This is a genomic window from Herbaspirillum sp. 1173 (assembly GCF_031455335.1).
Lineage (GTDB): Bacteria > Pseudomonadota > Gammaproteobacteria > Burkholderiales > Burkholderiaceae_D > Herbaspirillum > Herbaspirillum huttiense.
In genome coordinates, this window is sequence record NZ_JAVDSP010000012.1 from 123292 (window position 1) to 142068 (window position 18777).

The 18777-nt window shown below is 54.0% G+C and carries 13 protein-coding genes and 2 pseudogenes; 5 read left to right on the forward strand and 10 right to left on the reverse strand.

Annotated features, from left to right (window positions below; all coding sequences use genetic code 11):
- The first annotated feature begins 159 nt into the window (after positions 1 to 159).
- Positions 160 to 1737, forward strand: coding sequence for a hypothetical protein (locus J2X56_RS25420; RefSeq protein WP_310163783.1), 1578 nt, complete (start codon positions 160 to 162; stop codon positions 1735 to 1737).
- A gap of 172 nt (positions 1738 to 1909) precedes the next feature.
- On the opposite strand, the pseudogene J2X56_RS25425 reads toward J2X56_RS25420, so the two are convergent.
- Positions 1910 to 2839, reverse strand: a pseudogene (locus J2X56_RS25425) (IS3 family transposase); the annotation flags it as partial.
- Here J2X56_RS25425 and J2X56_RS25430 point away from each other — a divergent pair.
- Positions 2831 to 3277 (forward strand): annotated as a pseudogene (locus tag J2X56_RS25430) (methyl-accepting chemotaxis protein); the annotation flags it as partial. The pseudogenes J2X56_RS25425 and J2X56_RS25430 sit on opposite strands and share 9 nt — an antisense overlap.
- Here the strand turns inward: J2X56_RS25430 and J2X56_RS25435 are convergent.
- Positions 3222 to 3635, reverse strand: coding sequence for a hypothetical protein (locus J2X56_RS25435; RefSeq protein WP_310163784.1), 414 nt, complete (start codon positions 3633 to 3635; stop codon positions 3222 to 3224). The pseudogene J2X56_RS25430 and the gene J2X56_RS25435 sit on opposite strands and share 56 nt — an antisense overlap.
- 803 nt (positions 3636 to 4438) lie before the next feature.
- On the opposite strand from J2X56_RS25435, the gene J2X56_RS25440 reads away from it, so the two are divergent.
- Entirely contained in the window at positions 4439 to 4738 is a 300-nt protein-coding gene (locus tag J2X56_RS25440) for a hypothetical protein (RefSeq protein ID WP_310163785.1), read from the forward strand.
- Between the two features lie 514 nt (positions 4739 to 5252).
- Here the strand turns inward: J2X56_RS25440 and J2X56_RS25445 are convergent.
- On the reverse strand, positions 5253 to 5825 hold the full coding sequence (locus J2X56_RS25445) for a GNAT family N-acetyltransferase (protein WP_310163788.1): 573 nt from the start codon (positions 5823 to 5825) through the stop codon (positions 5253 to 5255).
- Between the two features lie 111 nt (positions 5826 to 5936).
- Here J2X56_RS25445 and J2X56_RS27070 point away from each other — a divergent pair, with 111 nt between their 5' ends.
- Complete coding sequence (locus J2X56_RS27070) at positions 5937 to 6185, forward strand: DUF2637 domain-containing protein (RefSeq protein WP_409025230.1); 249 nt, start codon at positions 5937 to 5939, stop codon at positions 6183 to 6185.
- Between the two features lie 63 nt (positions 6186 to 6248).
- Here J2X56_RS27070 and J2X56_RS25455 read toward each other — a convergent pair whose 3' ends face one another.
- On the reverse strand, positions 6249 to 7526 hold the full coding sequence (locus J2X56_RS25455; protein ID WP_209567020.1) for an AAA family ATPase: 1278 nt from the start codon (positions 7524 to 7526) through the stop codon (positions 6249 to 6251).
- A 473-nt stretch (positions 7527 to 7999) separates the two neighbouring features.
- Between J2X56_RS25455 and J2X56_RS25460 the strand changes: the two genes are divergently transcribed.
- The gene (locus J2X56_RS25460; protein WP_310163794.1) at positions 8000 to 10216 is read left to right on the forward strand and encodes an OsmC domain/YcaO domain-containing protein; all 2217 of its coding nucleotides are present in this window, start codon (positions 8000 to 8002) and stop codon (positions 10214 to 10216) included.
- A gap of 118 nt (positions 10217 to 10334) precedes the next feature.
- On the opposite strand, the gene J2X56_RS25465 is transcribed toward J2X56_RS25460, so the two are convergent.
- From J2X56_RS25465 to J2X56_RS25490, 6 genes are all read right to left on the reverse strand, one after another.
- Complete coding sequence (locus tag J2X56_RS25465) at positions 10335 to 11162, reverse strand: hypothetical protein (RefSeq protein ID WP_310163795.1); 828 nt, start codon at positions 11160 to 11162, stop codon at positions 10335 to 10337.
- Positions 11163 to 11312: 150 nt separating this feature from the next.
- Positions 11313 to 11720, reverse strand: coding sequence for a hypothetical protein (locus tag J2X56_RS25470; protein WP_310163798.1), 408 nt, complete (start codon positions 11718 to 11720; stop codon positions 11313 to 11315).
- Positions 11721 to 12292: 572 nt separating this feature from the next.
- Positions 12293 to 13096, reverse strand: coding sequence for a hypothetical protein (locus J2X56_RS25475; RefSeq protein WP_121045715.1), 804 nt, complete (start codon positions 13094 to 13096; stop codon positions 12293 to 12295).
- A 336-nt stretch (positions 13097 to 13432) separates the two neighbouring features.
- A complete protein-coding gene (locus tag J2X56_RS25480) occupies positions 13433 to 14398 on the reverse strand; it encodes a hypothetical protein (protein WP_310163802.1) in 966 nt (321 codons plus the stop codon).
- Complete coding sequence (locus J2X56_RS25485) at positions 14395 to 15819, reverse strand: hypothetical protein (RefSeq protein WP_121045716.1); 1425 nt, start codon at positions 15817 to 15819, stop codon at positions 14395 to 14397. The genes J2X56_RS25480 and J2X56_RS25485 overlap by 4 nt, the downstream gene beginning before the upstream one ends.
- Positions 15820 to 15839: 20 nt before the next feature.
- Entirely contained in the window at positions 15840 to 18773 is a 2934-nt protein-coding gene (locus J2X56_RS25490; protein ID WP_310163804.1) for a type VI secretion system Vgr family protein, read from the reverse strand.
- Between the last annotated feature and the right edge of the window lie 4 nt (positions 18774 to 18777).

The following is an 18777-nucleotide window of genomic DNA, read 5'->3' on the forward strand; positions in this document are numbered from 1 at the left end:
CGGAAGTGTTGTTTTTTTTTATCGTTCGATCACTTTCGCATAGGACTGGAAGCTATTAATGGCAAATATTATGCCCGACGATAGATCATTTGTAGCGAAAAAGAGACTTTGTTGCTTCTGCCTAATTGGCACCCTTGGATGCTAGGAAGAATTAGACGTATGGCTAGTAGGAAAGATTTGGCACTAATTAAGGCCGCTCGTAACGGGGATCCTAATGCTCAGGTTGAACTTGGAAAACGCTATATATTTGGGGGTGACGGGCTGTCAAAGAGCGAAACTGCAGCGTATCACTGGCTAAGTAAAGCAGCTATTCAAGGACAAAAAGAAGCCTGCGTTCTTATTGCAGAGCACGTTTCCTTCAGCACGATTACCGCTATTAGAGACCGCCAAACTGCGCACTGGTTTAAAAGTGCTTTCGAGCAAGGAGTGCGATCTGCGGGGATTATTTTCGGGCGCTTAATATTAGAAGAATTAGCAGACGCGACCGAAGATGGAGCTGTTGCGTATAGCTATACACAGGTAGAAGAAGCTCTTCGCGTTCTTGAGGAGTTGGCGAAAGAAGGAGATGCTGAAGCCAAATGGTTGTTCTCCAAACATCATATTGCAAAGCGTCAATTGACAATGTTAGATGGCGTAGATATTTCTGAGCAGTCCGATATGTCTCCGTCTGCGCAACTAGTTCAAGAGTGGTTGGGGCAAGCTGCCGATGCAGGCGTGCAAGAGGCGGAGTTTGTGTTGTTGGATAGATTGTGGGTTGAAAACGACTTGGTCGAATTTCATCGTCGGGCGGAAAGTTTTATTACTGGGTTAGTTCGAAAATTCAGCGGGTCAGGACTGCAGTATTTCGAGAAATCTCTCCCTAAGTTACAAATTCCCGAAAAAGTGTCTACGCTACTAATGCGTTCAGCTCTGGTGCAACAACAACTTCCGCATATCGATCTAAACCGTCTTCGGAGCGTTCTTGAGCTTGTCGCAATGGCTGGGAAGCCAGAAGCTTTTTTGCAACTTGGTTTATTGCACGCACGAATGGATGCAAATGGCAATCGGTTGATGGTTGAGGAGGCCGAAGTTGAGTATGAAAAAGCTGCTTTTTGCCTTTCCCAAGATATGCTTATTGCACATCCAGATGCCTGCTACGCACTTTATTTGATTCACCTTGATAGCGATTTTTGCCAACAAGATGCGGAGATTGGGATGCGTTATCTAGCCAAGGCAGCCGAATTAGGACATGCTCAAGCTCAATTCGAATTCGGTCAAATCGCTTGGCTAAATAAACAAGATGGGCGAGACAACGATATAAGCGCGTTCTACTGGTGGCAAAAAGCCAAGGACCACGGTCATAAGGGAGCTCAAGAATATCTCTATCGTTATGGAAGTCACGCAGTTCCAGCAGAATGGGCTGTAACGGCCCGAGCCAAGCTCTTGAATAAATATGCCCAAACACACCCGTTTCTTCTTGCGAGGATCGAGTTAGCGGCTATGTTTGGCCTAAGCAGATCTGAGGCATTATCTATTGATGTTAGGTCGGCGGATAGGGGGCACTGTTTGCTAGTCGATCTTAAGGGTGTTTATCTACGCGCAAAGCGCAGATTAATCCCGATTGAAACCCGCGAGCAAAGAATCTTATTAGATAAGATGGGAAGATTGTTTGGAAACGTTGATTGTGGTCCAACCGGGCCTGAAGGAAGTTATCGCGCGCGTCAAGAGAGGCTGATGCGGTTACTGCGAGAAAATTAGCCGCTCGTATCTTCGATGAGCGATTTCGTTGGTGAACTGCATCCAAAAATGGCCGATTCCTGAAGTGAACTCATCGGACTGAGCCGTGGCCCGTCGGTGAAGTGATATGCATGTAGAAGCCTTTCAGCGGAGCTGACCGGCCTGAAACAACTGGTCCAGACTTAAAGTTAGTCTAAGCGGCAAGTCGCAGTGGTGCAGGGGTTGTTGCCGGCAGTGTAGCCTGCGGTGGCCGGCGGCCGGTATTTCAGTGAGCTATGCGGCCGAACGGTATTGTATTGAGGACGCCATCGCTCGATGATGACCTGAGCTTCTCGGAGGGTATAAACGATTTCTCCGTTGAGCAAGTTCATCGCGGAATTTGCCGTTGAAGGACTCGCAGTGTCCGTTCTCCCAGGGGCTTCCTGGCTCAATGTACAGCGTTTTGAACCGACCGAAGCAAGCCAGCGCCGAAGGTTCTTGGCGACCATTTCCGGTCCATTGTCAGAGCGCAAATATGCTGGAACACCGTAGGCCACCATGGCCTCAGCCAAGATATCGATGACGTCATTACTGCGATTTTTTCTGGCCACGTGCAGCGCGAGGCAGCGACGGGTGAACTCATCGATGAGCACCAGGATTTTCAGAACACGTCCATCCTGCGTTCTCTCCATGACGAAGTCCCAGCTCCGGACATGATTGGCATATTCCGGCCGCATTCGGATGCAGCTACCGTCGGCCAGCCACAGCCTTCCTCTCTTTGGCTGTTTCACTGGCACCTTCAAGCCTTCTAGTTTCCAGATACGCTCTACCCGAGAGCGACTCAGCTCCCAGCCTTGAGCTTCTAGCATGGCGTGGATGCGCCGATAGCCGTAACGCCCATACTGGCTGGCCAGTTCGATGATGGCTCCAGTCAGTGGCGCCTCATCGGCGCGTGGCTGGGCAGCATAACGAACCGAGGAACGGGAGAGATGAAGCGCCCGGCGGATACGCCGTTCAGCGTGACCCAAGCTCGCTCTGACATGAGCTACGGCCTGGCGGCGACGTGCCGGGCTCAGAAGTTTCCCCGGCTCACCTCGCGCAGTATCTGGTTATCGATGACGGCATCCGAAAGCGCTCGGCGCAGGAAGCTGCACGCGCAGGTGAGCAAGGAAGAGGATTTGCCGTGGTCGCTAACGAAGTAAGAACCCTTGCTCAACGTTCGGCTACCGCAGCGAAGGAGGTTAAGCAACTCATCGAGCATTCGGTTGGACAGGTTCAAAAAGGTAGCAAACTGGTGGTGCAAGCGGGGGAAACGATGACCGATATCGTAGGTAGCGTAGCGCGTGTTACCGATATCGTCAGTGAAATTTCTTCGGCCAGTCGGGACCAGAGCGAAGGGATCGAGCAAATCAATTTGGCGGTTACCCAGATGGACGAAGTGACTCAACAAAATGCGGCGTTGGTTGAAGAAGCAGCCGCTGCAGCTCAATCCATGCAGGATCAAGCGGAAACGCTTTCTCGTACAGTCAGCATCTTCCGACTGCCTGCTTGTACGCAAGACTCGTCTCTCGTTGTGCGTTAAGGCTGGGCTTCACCACTGCTACGGAAAAATCGCTCCCGCGAGGTCTGCAGCAGTGGCGTTCCAGCCTGCACGCAAAGCCAAGCCCGCGCACACTCCACCAACCCGCGCTCGGTCTGGCGTCGCTCGATTCCCTCGATGACCATGCGCGATGCCTTATGGCATCCACCTGGACGTCCACTAGCTCCATGATGACCTCGCCGCTGTCCCGCCGCAGCCGGGCCACCTTGGTCGGCCGGCTGCGGTCGCCATCCTCGAAGACGCCCACGCGCAGCTCTCCGATATTGCTCGCCTCATCGCCCAGCAGTGCGCGGGCAATCTCCACGCCGTTGCGGCGCATCTGATAAACGATCACTTGCATGCTCACCTCACGTTCGGCAGCGCCGTCCAGTCGTTTGTGTAATGCGGCGTCACCTGCTCGAAACGCGCCGCGCGGCCGTGCGGACCGGCGGCGCTGGCCAGATCAGGCTTTTTAGTTGCTCCAGAGTATAAGGCTGATCAATAAAATATCTTATGGAAATCCGATGCTAATAGGGCCGACGAAGCTCATCAGGAATTTAAGTCGATAGAAGTTATTCCATATTAATGGGATAAATAGTCCGAAGAAGAAAGTTCCAATTATTAAAAAAAATATTCCTTGTTGATTTCATCGAATTGACAGTTCTCTGTCAGGCTTCAGCCGCAACTTTGTGAAATCATCAGGCTTTACATCTTTAAAGATCGTGCCCACCCTCATTAGTTTTTGACAAATCCATTCCCACTCATGTGACGGCAATTTTCACAGGTCAATTGCCGTTGCTCTCACCACTGCTGATCACCGGCGTCTGCTCAAATCTCGAGAGAAGAAAGCATAGAGAACCGGCATTGACATGAGTATGGCTTTACTTCACTGCACATTTAAATTTTGGGGGTTTAGCTTGGCCATTGGTCAAATATTGCGTGTTAGATATTTTCGCAAGCTGAGCAACACGTGAACGCTAAAACCACAGTTGATGACCTGCAAAAATGGCGCACTCACCATTTTTCAAGGCACATGTCGTTGCAAGAAAACTTCGAGAATTAGCGAAGGGTTCTCGAATAGTGCGGAGTAGCCATCGGACGAATACTTACACACCAAACTTAGACTCTGAAAAAGTTAATCTGCCCTGAGAGGCTTGAGAAATCATGATTGCTAACTTTAAATTCTGGCTTTCAAAAGTTATTGCCAATGTGATGCTCTCACTGAGCATCGGATTCTTCGTCGCACTCTACTACTTCTTCTTCGCGTTGTTTGATTGGTGGCGCCAAAGGAAATGTGATCACAAGAAAATCCGAGAGAACAGAGGCGGTCATGCAATCTGCAGTGACTGCAACAAAAATCTGGGGCCTATTGATGAATGGCAGGAAAAGCAAGCGGAGAAAATGCCCGTAAATAAGCATTCGGAAAGGGCGCTTAAGACGGTTAAATTGAAATCTAAGTCCTAAAATTAGACTTCAGCAGCCGCTGCCATTTCTGCAATGAGCCATGGATCAGAAAGGTCTGATCGCCGATGATGGCTGTGTCGCCATGGCTGGCCTTGTCTCCAATGATGATGAATAGACGACTCATGATTACCTCGCCAGGTTAGACATGGCACATAAATGCTGCGCTGCTGTGCTGGCTTTGATGAGGGGTAACAGAATTTATTCCGAACGCGCGGGAAAGTCGCTCTGATGGCTCCTGATGCTGTCGAAGGCCGGGGAGTGAAGAGGGTGGATGTCGAAAAATTGACAAATATGCAATTATTTTGTCTTTTTCAGGTCGGCGCGCGCAGTTGCCCCCACCCCGCGCCTGCCCGCTACATAGGTCGGTTTTGACTCAGATTTGCGTCAAGCGCCGAAGTCCGTCCCGCCTGGCCTGACGGTGCTACTGGCGGCGATGAGATTTGACGCATTTTGACGCATGAAGCGCAAAAAAAAGGAGCCAATGGCTCCTTTCTTTCGCGACGTCTAAAAATCACTAATAATGATAAATGTCACGAATCATCTTGATGGTCGCTCGCTCTTTTCCGCGTCCGTGATTTCGATTTTGCGCCGTTGCCCAAAGCGACTCTTCAAAGCCCATTGATGCATAGAAAGAAAGAATTTCTTTGTCGTTGACTGCATCGGTTATAAGCAGGCGTGAAGCGGTGATGGTCGCCTGGCCGGTAATTTCACCGACTGCCAAATCAAGAATGCGGCGGCCAATGCCTTGACGTTTTAAGTCAGAATGGACCGCCAACCGGCCGATTTTAATGGCAGGGTAGAAGCTTAGCGAGACCGGGTACGCTAACCCCAACTCCCCGACCTCCGTTTGATTAAGCGGAATCGCGTCGTTAGAAAGCGTTATAAAACCGACCAAACTAGGGAAGTCAGTGTGAAAAAGGCAACTGGTATGACTTAAATGATCACTATGCAACGCTGCTGCGTCCTGCGTAAGAAATTCATCAAGTTCATCTCTGCCGGAGGTGAAGGAGTCGATACGATGCAGCTCAGTCGGCTCAACTTCACTTATTGCAATGAGGCCCGTGAAGCCATCTTCCGACAGGTTCAAGCAGCTTCTTTCCTGAAGCGAGCAGTCGCTGACGACTCTTTCGCTGCACGTGCTTTGCGCGCCAACTCTGTTGCCCGTTGACGTTGCTGCGAAGTGATTGGAGTTTCAACAATGGCGCGGATTTGCTTCGCGGTCTCTCGAATAAGCTTGCGGCGGTCCGCAGCTGCCACTTCAACCTTTAAAACTGCGCCATATTTTCCCATGTGCTGGGATCGAACAACTGTGGCTGCACCCACCTTAATTCGTGCTGGCTTGACGTCAGAAGCCTTCAGTTCCTTACGAGACACATCATGGTCGTCCACAACCTTTGCAATTAGCGATTTCATGATTTTCTCCAAAGACCAAAAACAGCAGACATAACAACGAATAATAACAAAAACTGCAGCGCAGCACAGAATGTACACAACCGAACAGTCCCGTAGATCAAATTCCCAAGTTCAACTGTCTCCGATTTGCAAAAACTTGCGCCACAGCATCATTTAACCTGCCTTCGTCAAGCCCCTTGAGGATTACGAAGGGCTGCATCATTGGGTCAGCAAACCGATAGCGAAAGTTCCGAGACGAACCAAAACGTTGCAAGACGCAACCTCGTTCCTCTTCACAAAAGCTATTCATATGAAGTGCATATGTGGACGGCAAATAATTTTTTCCAGGGATGAGACGATTCAAGGAGCTTGCAACTGCGGACTGCTGAAATTGGCCTAGCTCGTCTGGCGGGGTCAACGCGCACGCGAGAAGGACAGACGCATATAAGGTCTCTCCCCGCTGGCTTTTAACGGCAGTATGGTAGCGCTCCTTGATTGACTGATCTAGCTCCGAGAGCGACCTACCGATAGCCTGATCCACATCGTCATGGCCTACGAAAAGGGACTTTTTCTCGATACAGTAGCGCGCCGAGTGCATCGCCAGAAGGTGCGTATAGTAAGGGAGTCCACGAGATAGAAAGACCATTTTCCATACTGCATCTTCGTCCGTTTTAACTCCGCATCGCTTAAACCGAGTAAGAATAATTTCGCTCAACTCATCTGTAGACATCCGGGGCATCTGAACTTGGATGAGCGAACGCGTAATGGAGTTGTGGCCGAGGATAAGACTGGAAACATCCTCGGCTACACCGACAATAATTACCGTGGCGTTCGTCGAGTAATCGGACAATGATTTTATGGTGTCAGCAACCTGGGTGGTTACTGACTTATCTAAAATCCGATCAAACTCATCCAAAACGATTATGGGAGTTTGATTAGGAGAGAAATTGGAGAGGAGCAGTTGAACATCATCAGGGGAAAGAGGGCCAGTGATGTCGTCAGCAAATGTCCGGTTCTGTAGAACACCCTCCACCTCGACTGCAAAGGAAATCCGTTTGAACACCTTGGTCCAGAGAGAAGTAAAAGTATCATTTGGATCAGCGTTCACTCGAACATAAATCACTTCCTTGTTCGGTCGATGCATAACTAGCCGCAAGATATTTGCAAGCGACGTTTTCCCTACACCCCGCTCGCCATAGACTATTGCGTGACGCCCCCGCTGCAACACGGCATCGTGAAGTGACAGAATTTGTGCAGCTCGCCCGGCGAAGAGGTCTTTTTCTTGGACAGGTGCCCCTGGAGAGAACGCGTCTGTCACCTCTTGAAAGATGAAGTCCCAATCCGATTGAGCAGAAATATGCCTGGTGGCCATGGATTTCTTTTCATTTTTATTCATGGTTCAAATTTATCACAGCCATTAAGCTATTCGCATTTGGCGGTATAAAATCCGCTTCGCAATTTCCGAACGACCGAGGCCCTGTAAGGGTTTCCGAGGCGCTAAAATTCGTAATTGCGAAGCAAAAAATGAGCTAAGTATTTGATATAATTGAAATTCGCGCCGGACTTGTAATCAGGGGGTGGCGGGTTCAAGTCCTGCAGCCAGCACCAAATACCGAAGCGGCTCACAGCGATGTGAGCCGTTTTCTTTTGGTTCGCAATCTTGCAGGCCCATCGTGATCCAGCAGCGCGCTGCGTGCTCAACATGGGCCGGCAACGCTGGTGCAACCGCACTAGGCTATCATCGAAGCTCTTTTCGCGACGGCTGCCGGACTCGCTCCACGGCCGTCGCCGTCGTCGCGACAAAATTGTGGGCCGCTGTCGCTCGCACGCCTTACCGCCATCTCTTCGGTTCATTCTCGGAATCTCGCCATGGAAATCAAAGTCAACTTCCTCGACAAGCTGCGTCTTGAAGCCAAGTTCGACGACTTTACCGTCATCGCCGACCAGCCCATCCGCTACAAGGGAGACGGTTCGGCGCCGGGTCCCTTTGATTACTTCCTGGCGTCATCGGCCCTGTGCGCAGCGTATTTCGTGAAGCTGTACTGCAATACGCGCAACATCTCCACCGAGAATATCCGCCTGTCGCAGAACAACATCGTCGACCCGGAAAACCGCTACCAGCAGACTTTCAAGATCCAGGTCGAACTGCCACCCGACATCGAGGAAGCAGACCGCCGCGGCATCCTGCGTTCCATCGAGCGCTGTACCGTCAAGAAGGTGGTGCAGCAGGGACCGGAATTCATCATCGAGGAAGTCGAGAGCCTGGACGCCGACGCGCAGTCCCTGCTGACGCTCAAGCCCGAGGCTGGCTCGAGCACGCACATCCTGGGCAAGGACCTGCCGCTGGAGCAGACCATCGCCAACATGTCCGGCTTGCTGGCTGAGCTGGGGATCAAGATCGAGATCGCTTCGTGGCGCAACATCATTCCCAATGTGTGGTCACTGCACATTCGCGACGCGCACTCGCCGATGTGCTTCACCAACGGCAAGGGCGCCACCAAGGAAAGTGCGCTGGCTTCGGCGCTGGGCGAGTACATCGAGCGCATCAGCAACAACCACTTCTATGCGGGTTCCTACTGGGGCGAGGAGCTCGCCAATGCCGAGTTCGTGCATTACCCCAACGAGCGCTGGTTCAAGCCCGGCCGCGGGGACAAATTGCCGAAGGAGATCCTGGACACGTATTGCCTGGAGATCTACAACCCCGATGGCGAGCTGCGCGCTTCGCATCTGGTCGATACCAATTCCGGCAACGCACAGCGCGGCATCTGCTCGCTGCCTTACGTGCGCCAGTCGGATGGCCAGGTGGTGTATTTCCCCTCCAACCTGGTCGAGAATCTCTTCGTCAGCAATGGCATGAGTGCCGGCAATACCTTGCCTGAAGCGCAGGTGCAGTGTCTGTCGGAGATTTTCGAGCGCGCGGTCAAGCGTGAAATCCTGGAAGGCGAGATTTGCCTGCCCGATGTTCCCCAGGAGGTCCTGGCAAAGTATCCCGGTATCGTGGCCGGTATCAAGGGACTGGAAGAACAGGGTTTCCCGGTACTGGTCAAGGATGCCTCGCTAGGTGGCGTCTATCCGGTGATGTGCGTGACCTTGATGAACCCGCGCACAGGCGGCGTGTTTGCTTCCTTCGGCGCACACCCGAGCTTTGAGGTAGCGCTGGAGCGCAGCCTGACGGAACTGCTGCAGGGACGCAGCTTCGAAGGGCTCAACGATCTGCCGCAGCCGACCTTCGAGAGCAATGCCGTCACGGAACCCAACAACTTCGTGGAGCACTTCATCGATTCGTCCGGCATCGTGTCCTGGCGCTTCTTCAGTGCCAAGGCGGATTACGCATTCGTGGAATGGGATTTTTCCGGCCAGGGCGAAGATTCCAACGCAGAGGAGGCCGCTACGCTGTTCGGTATTCTGGAGGAGATGGGCAAGGAGGCCTATGTCGCTGTCTACGACCAACTGGGAGCGACCGCTTGCCGCATCCTGGTGCCGGGCTATTCCGAGGTGTATCCGGTCGAGGATCTGATCTGGGACAACACCAACAAGGCGCTGCTGTTCCGCGAGGATGTCCTGAACCTGAATCGTTTGGATGACAAGGCCCTTGCAGCCTTGCTGGACCGCCTGGAAAACAACGAGCTGGATGATTACTCCGACATCGCCACCCTGATCGGTATCGACTTCGATGAGAACACCGAATGGGGCCAACTGACGGTACTTGAACTGAAGCTGCTGATCAATCTGGCCCTGCAGCAGTTTGAAGAAGCACATGACCTGGTCGGTGCCTTCCTGCAATACAACGACAACTCGGTGGAACGCGGCCTGTTCTACCAGGCGTTGAATGTCGTGCTGGAAGTGGAGCTGGATGATGAGCTGGAGCTATCCGACTATGAGACCAACTTCCGCCGCATGTTCGGCGACGCGCGCATGGATGCGGCCATCGGATCGGTGAACGGCAGCGTCCGCTTCTTTGGCTTGACGCCGACCAGCATGAAACTCGAAGGGCTGGATCGCCATCAGCGCTTGCTGGATAGCTATCGCAAGCTGCACAAGGCGCGTGCCCTGTTTGCGCAGGCGGATTCTGCTTCAGCAGCTTGATGCAGTTGTCCTTGCTGCGGAAATGACCACTCCGCCTGATCTGCGATCAGGCCGTTTTTTCTTGTGCAAAGCCCGGGAAGATGCATCCATTCTTTCAACTTTCGCCTGAAGCAGGCTTTCAAGGAATGGATGGGTCCTGGTAAGCGCTATCGATGACAACGCCGCGTCGTCGCAACGTCTCTTCAGCCTGATCCCGGTCTTGCTTCAATAGCGGCAATTCCGAAGTGAGTGCGTTTTGCCAATCTGATCGCTTTGCAGGCCCAACTATCTGACGTGCCTCTTCCTTGCTGCCAACCAGGGATAACTTGAGGAAGTAAGCGCCTGGCTTGTTTCTGTCAAGTCGTTCCATGTCGCGGGTCAGGGTCAAGGTCAGGTAAGCATGGTCAAGCTGGAAGCGCCATGTCGCATCAGCGGGAAGACTCATCCATTCATCCAGGTCAGGCACGTAGGCGGGATCCAGCGAGTGCACCGGTGAGGTGATGGCAAAGTGCAAGGCTTGCGCTCCTTTCAGCCGCGGCAGCGAGCGCTCTGTGTAGTGACGCCAGCCAGCGGCTCTTATGTTGTTCAGGATGCGCATCATTCTCTGCCTTGCCTCATCGTGCGGGATATGCTCTTCAGCGCCCAAGCCGGCGTAGATGTTCCATTCAATGATATTTTCGTCCGGGAAGTGGGAATCCTCGTTACCAGAAATTCCAAGAACATCATTGAGCATGAATGCGTGTGTGCCGTTGCGTATCTCCACGGCACCCAAGGCATCGCGAGGCCAGTCCACTGAATAAAAGTTGACGTTGGGGGGGCTGTTGATCAGAACTATCTGATTTGGGTAGCGTGCGAGAAGTTCTTTGCCGGATTGATTGGCGCTGATTTCGATCTGATGGAGCATATTGATCGACTTCTCTGATTTGTCGGGAGAACAGGCGGTCAGGAGCGCGATGATCCAGAACATGGAAGTCATCGCGCCAACTCGGAATAGCCGGAATGCTTTCACTAGCATGAGCAATATAAAGTGAAGCTGCAGTGCGATCTCATTGTCTATTTGGTCTTGCCCGGCTTGGATAAGAGAGTCCTCATCTCGCTTTGGGTGGGTAGGCGATTATCAGAAGCCCGGCGGATCCCGATAGGCTTCGTCAATGTTGACTCCCTGTTTGCGCAAAGCGCTTTCGGCCTGCTGGCGCTCTTCTTTCAGCAGCTTCATTTCAGCGGGTAATGCTTGCTGCCAAACCGTCCGCTTGTCAGGGCCCACCAGTTGGCGGAATTGCTCTTTTTCACTCCGGAGGTTGAATTCAATGAAGTAGGCACCCGGCTGGTTGACGTCGTTCAGAGGATGATCGCGGGACAAGGCGATCGTCAGGTAGCCCTCCTTGCTCCAGAGTTTCCAAAGCGTGCGCCCGGGAAGATGCATCCATTCGTCCAGGGTTGGCTCGTAATCCGTATCCAGTCCATAAATGGAGGACGAGGATTCTGCATAGCGTAGTGCGTTTGCACCCGACAGGCGGGGGGGCATCCGGATCGATATAGCGATGCCAGGAGGCCTTGCGCAGATTTGCACGAATGGATTGAAATTGCTTCCTTGCATCGTCGTGCATGATCAGACTGCTTTCCGCCAGGCCAGCATTGATGTTCCATTCGATGATGTTTTCGTTGGCAAATGAAGGCGAGTAATTCCCTGTTGCGCTCAACGCATGGTGAATGACAAACAGTGTCTCCGATGGCCCGATTTCAACTGTGCCGCGCGCGTCCTTGGTCCATCTGGCCGCATAGAACTTTGCGCCAGAGGGATGATCGCTCATCGAAAATAGTCCGGGATAGTTCTTGAGGATATCGTCGCCGGACTGGCCGAGTTGGATATGAATGCGCTCGTCCATTGCGCGGTGCTCGGCTCCGCTGCCATTGCCGCAGCCGCCCAGCATCGCGGTCGCCATAACGAAAATCAGCATTCTGCCTATCGTGGATTTGAATGCGTAGGACACACGAGTCCGCTGGTATTCAAGGGAGTAAAAGATGAATGCACTGGGAATTTCCTCAGCTTGATCGTCAGCGGGCAGAGATCACCATGCCAGCAATTCGTACCGGACGTTATTGGAAGACCGCCGGATCCTGATAAGCCTGATCGATGGTGACGTTGTCATTCTTCAGTTGCGCTTCCTTCTTTTCTCGCGCCTGCTTCAAGGTAGGTAGTTCCTTCCTGAATTCCATCTTCCAGTTGTCGAGTTTTTCATCATCGACATAGCCGCGCAGATAGGCGTCCTGCGCCGTCAATGAATAGGTAACGAAGTACGCACCACTCTTGTCCGGATCAAGCCGGTTGGGATCCCGGTACAGTTTGATTTCGAGGAACACGTGATCGGCGTAAAAGAGCCAGGGAGTGCCGTCAGCCAGCCTCATCCATTGCGCCAGCGACAGGTCATGCGAAGGGTCGAGCGGATAGCCGGAGTTCTTCAGCGCGTAGGCCAGCGCTTGTTCACCTTTGAGTCGCGGGCGGCTGATCGGGATTACCTTCGACCAACCTGCTGCGCTCAGTGCGTGCAGCAATACGGTAAATTGTTTGCGCGCGTCGTCATGGGAAATCGTTTCTGCATCGCTGACCCCACCATTCACGGACCACTGCGAAATATGCTCTGCCGCAAACCTGGCGGAAGCGGTTCCCGTGACGCTGAGCACGGACGGTATCGAAAACGATTGCGGACCATGGTCGAAGATGACCTTGCCCGGCTTGCTGGCCTGCCACTCAGCAGTGAAGAATTGGAGGTTGCCGGGGTGTTGGCTTGCCTTGAAACGGCTGGGATACGCTTCTTTGAGCGATGTCGCCGATTCGTGAATGTTGAGATGAATGGCCTCGCTCGTTACGGCGGATTCGGCAAGCGCATGCTTCCCATGCATACCCAAGGCTCCTAGCAAAAGCAAATATAAAGTGAAGCTGCAGTGCGATCTCATTGTCTATTTGGTCTTGCCCGGCTTGGATAAGAGAGTCCTCATCTCGCTTATTGCGGTCGCCATAACGAAAATCAGCATTCTGCCTATCGTGGATTTGAATGCGGTGGACACACGAGCCCGCTGGTATTCGAGGGAGTAAAAAGATGAATGCACCGGGAATTTCTCAGCGTGATCGTCAGCGGTCAGACAGAGCGTTCAGCCATTTGAAATTCTCCCCAACATCCAGGTAATGGATATCGATACCGTTGAGCACATGTCAGCTTTGAAGCCCTCCGTTTATCTTCATTCTTGATCGGAGTCCCATTGCCAGATGGTGGCGCCATATTGGGAATTCAGGCTTGGCATGGTCTCTCCGCGCTTGAATTTGCGTCGGGAATTCAGTTGGGCAGGCGTGAAATAATATCCATCCTCCGGGCACAGTTCTCCGCTTGCAACGCGTCGCTGGAAATCCTGCGGTGCGTTTAGCGATGTTATCTTCCGTTGATGGGCCACCTTCTTGACCAGCGTCCATGTACATGGAGCAGTCTGATGCAGAGCTTCTTCGCCGTATTTTTCCGAGGTGCCAGGAATGTAGAGAGATTGCATTCCCAAGAATATGCTGCATTCGGGTGCCTCATCAATATCCGGGCCCAGGAACTGAGCACTGGAATTGGATTGGTCTGGAACATAGATGCCTGGTTTTGGTGGTGGCTGTCCTGTTCGCGCGGTGGTTGAAGGGTCAAGCGCGTAGCCAGGCCAAGTATCCGGCGCATCGAGTGGCCCGCGATCCTCCGGCGTATAGCCGGGTGACAAGGTTCCGGCCGACCAGTATGCACCTAGAGTAGAAATGATGTTGCTCGCCCGGACGAGCGCCTGACTCAGCAGGTGCCGATACGTACGTACGCCTTCCTCGCCCATCCACTCGGCGGAAAACTCGAGCTGCCCCTTGAAGTCAGAGCGCACTCCATGCGCGCTGTTGAGTCCATCGAGGTCTCCATGAGACAACTTGATATAACCGCTGCAGAGGCTATCGAATGTATCTCGGAAGTTGGGAAGCACCTGCTCTCCCCAAACGATATCAGGCTGTTCAGGTAAAGCACGATTGCGGTAATCGGGAGGTAAGTTTTGCATGAACTGACTCAGCCGTGATTCCACAAATTCAAGTAGCTCGTGCCAGTTGTCTCGCAATTGGCCCAGGTATTCAAGAGATGTGTAACGTTCCAAGAGAAAAATCTCTTGTGGATCGAGATGGCCAGGAGAGTTAATCATTTCTTTTTCGACTCGTACCAATTGTTAGTGAGGACCGGGACACCAACCAGATCGGTCTTTTGACCGAATTCATCATAGCCCCAATGGGTAGGTTGTCGCTTGCTCACCAAGGCTTTCTTCAGGTCATCCGGATTGACCACAATTTGTCGTGCTCCACCTTCAAGCACATAGCTTGAATTCTTTAATTTCTGCGAAGCTACCACACCCTCCCACACCTTTAGGCCGCCTTCGGGAACAATGTAGGTAATCACTTCCCCGTTGCTGTTCCAGCTTGCCCAGACTGCGAAGCGTTTGCGCCAGTCTGCTTTGCTCTGGAGCTTCTGGAATTCTTCTTCAGTCATCCAACAGATCGAATTGTCCGCTGACTTCGGGTCAAGCACTCGACGCAGTTTGGTGCCGGGGGGCAGGTCCAATGGTCGTATGGTATTGAAAGTGTCGTACGCATTTTTTGTGGCGAGCCCATCATCAAATCGAGGATACCCCGGGGGAATGGGGGGCGCTTTTTCCAGTGGAGGATACTTCAACGTCTTGGATTTGGTCGCCCAAGACGGAAGGTCTTTATCGAAAGCCTCCTTTTCTGCATCAGTGGTGGTTCTGCGGAAGCCATGTGGATTGACTGTGTTGAGACGGGCGCGATGGAGCATGTCCGATTCAATATCCAAGCGCCGGGCTAGCTGGTCCAACAGATCTTGTAGAGGTTTCAGCGCCTTGGCAAGCATCCGATCTGCTTGAGCGCGCACTTCATTTACCAGTTTCATCAGACCGATGGCGCGATCACCCAAAGCAGCTCCCCCCCATTTTCTGACCAACTCCAGAAGCGATAAAGTGGCTTTCTTCCCATCATCAAAGGCCGCAAGCAACTTGCCGACATTCACTTGGGCTTTTACTTCCCGCAGCTTCACGGCGAGATACTTATAGGGATTATCGATCTTCAATGCTCTCAGCGTTTTGACGACCTCAGGTCTAGCAAGAAAGCGGTTCAGGAGAGAAATGCTGAGTTCGATATATTTCGTCATATCGGGCAATACGGCGGTTGCCTTTCTGGCTGTTCCTAGTGAAGCGCGGCGTAGCGCCGAGAACATCACTTTGCCGCAGCCCTTCACCAACGATCCCAACGTCGGGAAGAGGCCGATCAGCGTCAAGCACAAAGCTACCCAGTGCCATACTTCATTGGGCTCCGAATGGATTTTCTTGCAGTTCGCGACGATATCCCGAACATCACAAATCTGGTCTACAAACGGGATCATCGAAACTACGGTACTCACCGCAGTTTGCGCTGTCGTCGGATTCTCGTTGAAATCACCCTGAATCACGCCCCAGAGCCATTCTCCTGCAGCCGAGAGATCTTTTCTCGCACTTGAGATCCACCGGCCAGGCGCAGAAGAAAACCAGGCCAGAGCATTTTCGAATTGGTCATTCATGGATTGATAGGAAAGCGCCGTTAAGAACTAAATTTTTCCTGCGCCTTTGCGACCAGCTCGGATAGGGGTTTCCAAGGTGACTCCGGATCGGGTGTCCTCGGTTCGTATTCCACATGGGTCGGCTTCTGGGGCACATTTTCATGATGCGCACTTCCTTTCGCATCCAATTTTCCTTGAATGGTGGCACCGTCCGAGAACTTGATTTTGTACGCGACGTCCCGCATCGGCTCTCCATAGACGTCCCGATAATTGATATCGATGAAGTTGCTTATTTCAGCATTGGGATCAGGCAGAGGGGATAGAGAGGCCGCCAGCGAGGCCCCACCCGGAAACGCATGCGTCCCCCCCTTCACCGAAAACGTCCCCGGACAGGCAAACGTGATATTCCCACCCTCCAGCGTCACCGAAGCCTGCCCCGCCTGCAGCACGATCTTCTGGCGCGCCTTGATCTCAATGCCTTCATTGACGCTGATGACGCTCACATCCTTGTCTGCCAGGATTTCCAGCGCATCGGTATGCGCCTGCAAGGAAACCGGGCCATTGCCGGCGAAGGCCTGGATGCCGCCGTCGTTCGCAAACAGCGTGGCTGCCTTGCCCGCCGCGAGGCTGGCGGTGTCGGCGGCAGTCCAGTGGGTATCCCCCTGTGTGGTCCAGTGAAGGTTTTCGCCAGCGTAGAGCACGGTGGAAGCCGCACTGGCCCAGTTGACGTTGGTGGGTGACTCCATCAGCACAGCGGCCTTGCTGAACTTTTCGACCGGTTGCGCGCTGTCGCTTTCACGGGAGCCCGCCTGGCTCTTGAATGCGTCTTGTCCATTGACGCTGGCCGGATGCTTGCCCTGATCCTGCGGGTCGATGACGGAGATGAACTCAGTCTTGGCCTGGTAGGCATCCGCACTGTGCAACGCCTGCTGCTGTGTGGCCGCCTCGCCCATGGTCTGCGCAAGTTGCTGCGCCCCCTTCAACTGCGCCACAGCTTCGTGGGCATCCATCTGCGTGCTGGTGACGCTGGCACCCGCAACCGGACGCGCCGTCGAGGAAATCAGCAAGCCCTCCGCACCGCGCACTACGCCCCAAGCGTCCGTACGCAGTTCAAAGCCCAGGCCGCGATAGTTGCCACGCTGGGCTCCGGTATCTGCCTGATCGATCAGATGGCCGAGATTGAGCTGGGATTTGCCCTGGCTCGAGGCCAGACGCATGCGCAGTTGCGACTGCGTGTCGTCCACCACCCATTGATTGAAACCGCTGCCATCATGCGCCGTGCTGTGCCAGCCCGAAATCGTGCCGGCATGGTTGGCGTCAGACTCGGCTCCTGCCGGGAAGGGCGGCACATCATTGCCGTTGTAAAGTTGTGCGACCACGACGGGGCGATCAATGTCACCCTCGATGAAATCGATCAGCACTTCGCTGCCGACGCGTGGCGTGAACTGGCTGCCCCAGTTGGGGCCGGACTGCGCTTCTGCCACGCGCACCCAGGTGCCGGAGGCGTCGTTGCCGGGAGCATTGCCGTCCTTGTCATCGAGATTGCCGGTCTCGCGCAAGCCGCCTGGATTGGGCGACTTCCCGCGCTGCCAGTGGAACTGGACTTTGACGCGGTGATTGCGGTCCGTGGTAACGGCCGCATCCGGCAGGCCGGTCACCAGCGCAGTCTGGGTGCCGCGCGCCGTGGGTTTGAGGCGCTCCGTGATTGCAGCAGGAACGATGGGGACTACCTCACGCACGGCGACGAAGCTGTTGCGGTAGGTCCCTGCCTTCAGGTCGTCCTCGGATACGCTGCCCGAAGAGGGCGTCTTGCCGAACAAATTTCCCAGCGAGGCGGGGGCGACCTGATCGAGGATCTGGGCAATGTTGCTGTCGAAGTTGTTGCGGGCGCTGTGGCTGACCGAGAGCAGCTTGAAGCGGTTCTCGCCTTCGGGATAGCGCTCATGCTGGCTCAGCGTGAATTGCGTTCCTGCACTGAGCTGGCGTGCCGCACCTGCGCCCTCAAAGCGCTTGTTCTGCATTTCCAAGGCCTGCAGCATCAACTGCGCATGGGTCGCGGCCGCCTCCTGGTCTGCAAAGTCCTGCTGGCCGGTGCCGTCGTAGACCGCCAAGGTAGGGACTTCGCCGGCATCCAGGCTGGAGCTCTCTTCGGCCGAAGGTGAAGAAATCTTCTCGGGATGCCAACTGGCCAGCGCCACTGCGTTGGAACGCACACTGCGCACGGCGCTGAAGTCGGTGATCGCATCGCTGGATTCGGTGGCGGCGATGCGGTGAAAGCGGATGCGCGTATCGCCGCCGGGAAGATCAGGTGCCTTGGCCTCGCGGTCGAAGATGACCAGCTTGTGTCGCGCCTGTTGCTGGCCGGAGGCCTGGCCTTGCTCACCCTCCTGCTGATGCTCGAAGCGGAAGTTCAGGCCCTCGCTGGCCAGGATGCGGCGCAGGAAGGCGAAATCACTCTCGCGGTATTGCGTGCAGATGTCGCGCTTGGACAGCGTCTGGGTGACATCCAGAGCGAAATTGGCTTGCGGGTATTCCTTCAGGACGGCGCTGGCGATGTCGGTAACGTTCATGTCCTGAAACAGGAAGCTGTCGCGGCGGCGGTCGAGGAAGGCCAGGAAGGATTCCAGCCGCAGCCTGTAGCGCGCCAGTCCGCCATCGGCCCCCAGCCACGAAGCCTGGGTGCAGTAGCCGTGCCAGGCGCGTCGGCTGCCGTCGGCCTGAAGCAGACGCAGGGTCAGTTCAGTACCGATGAACTGCTTGAGATCGAGATCGGTGGAAACCGAAAGGGCATCGATGTCGAACTGGAAGTTGTCATTGACGCTCTCCTGGCCGTGGAATCGCTCCACGACCAGGGATTCGGGCAATCCAGCTTCCTGCGCGCTGGCCAGCGTGATCAGGCGCGCGTGTTGCGACAGGCCAGGGCCGAAGAGTTGGTTGATGACGCTGGAAAGTGAATCGGGAAAAGGCAGATTCATCTGT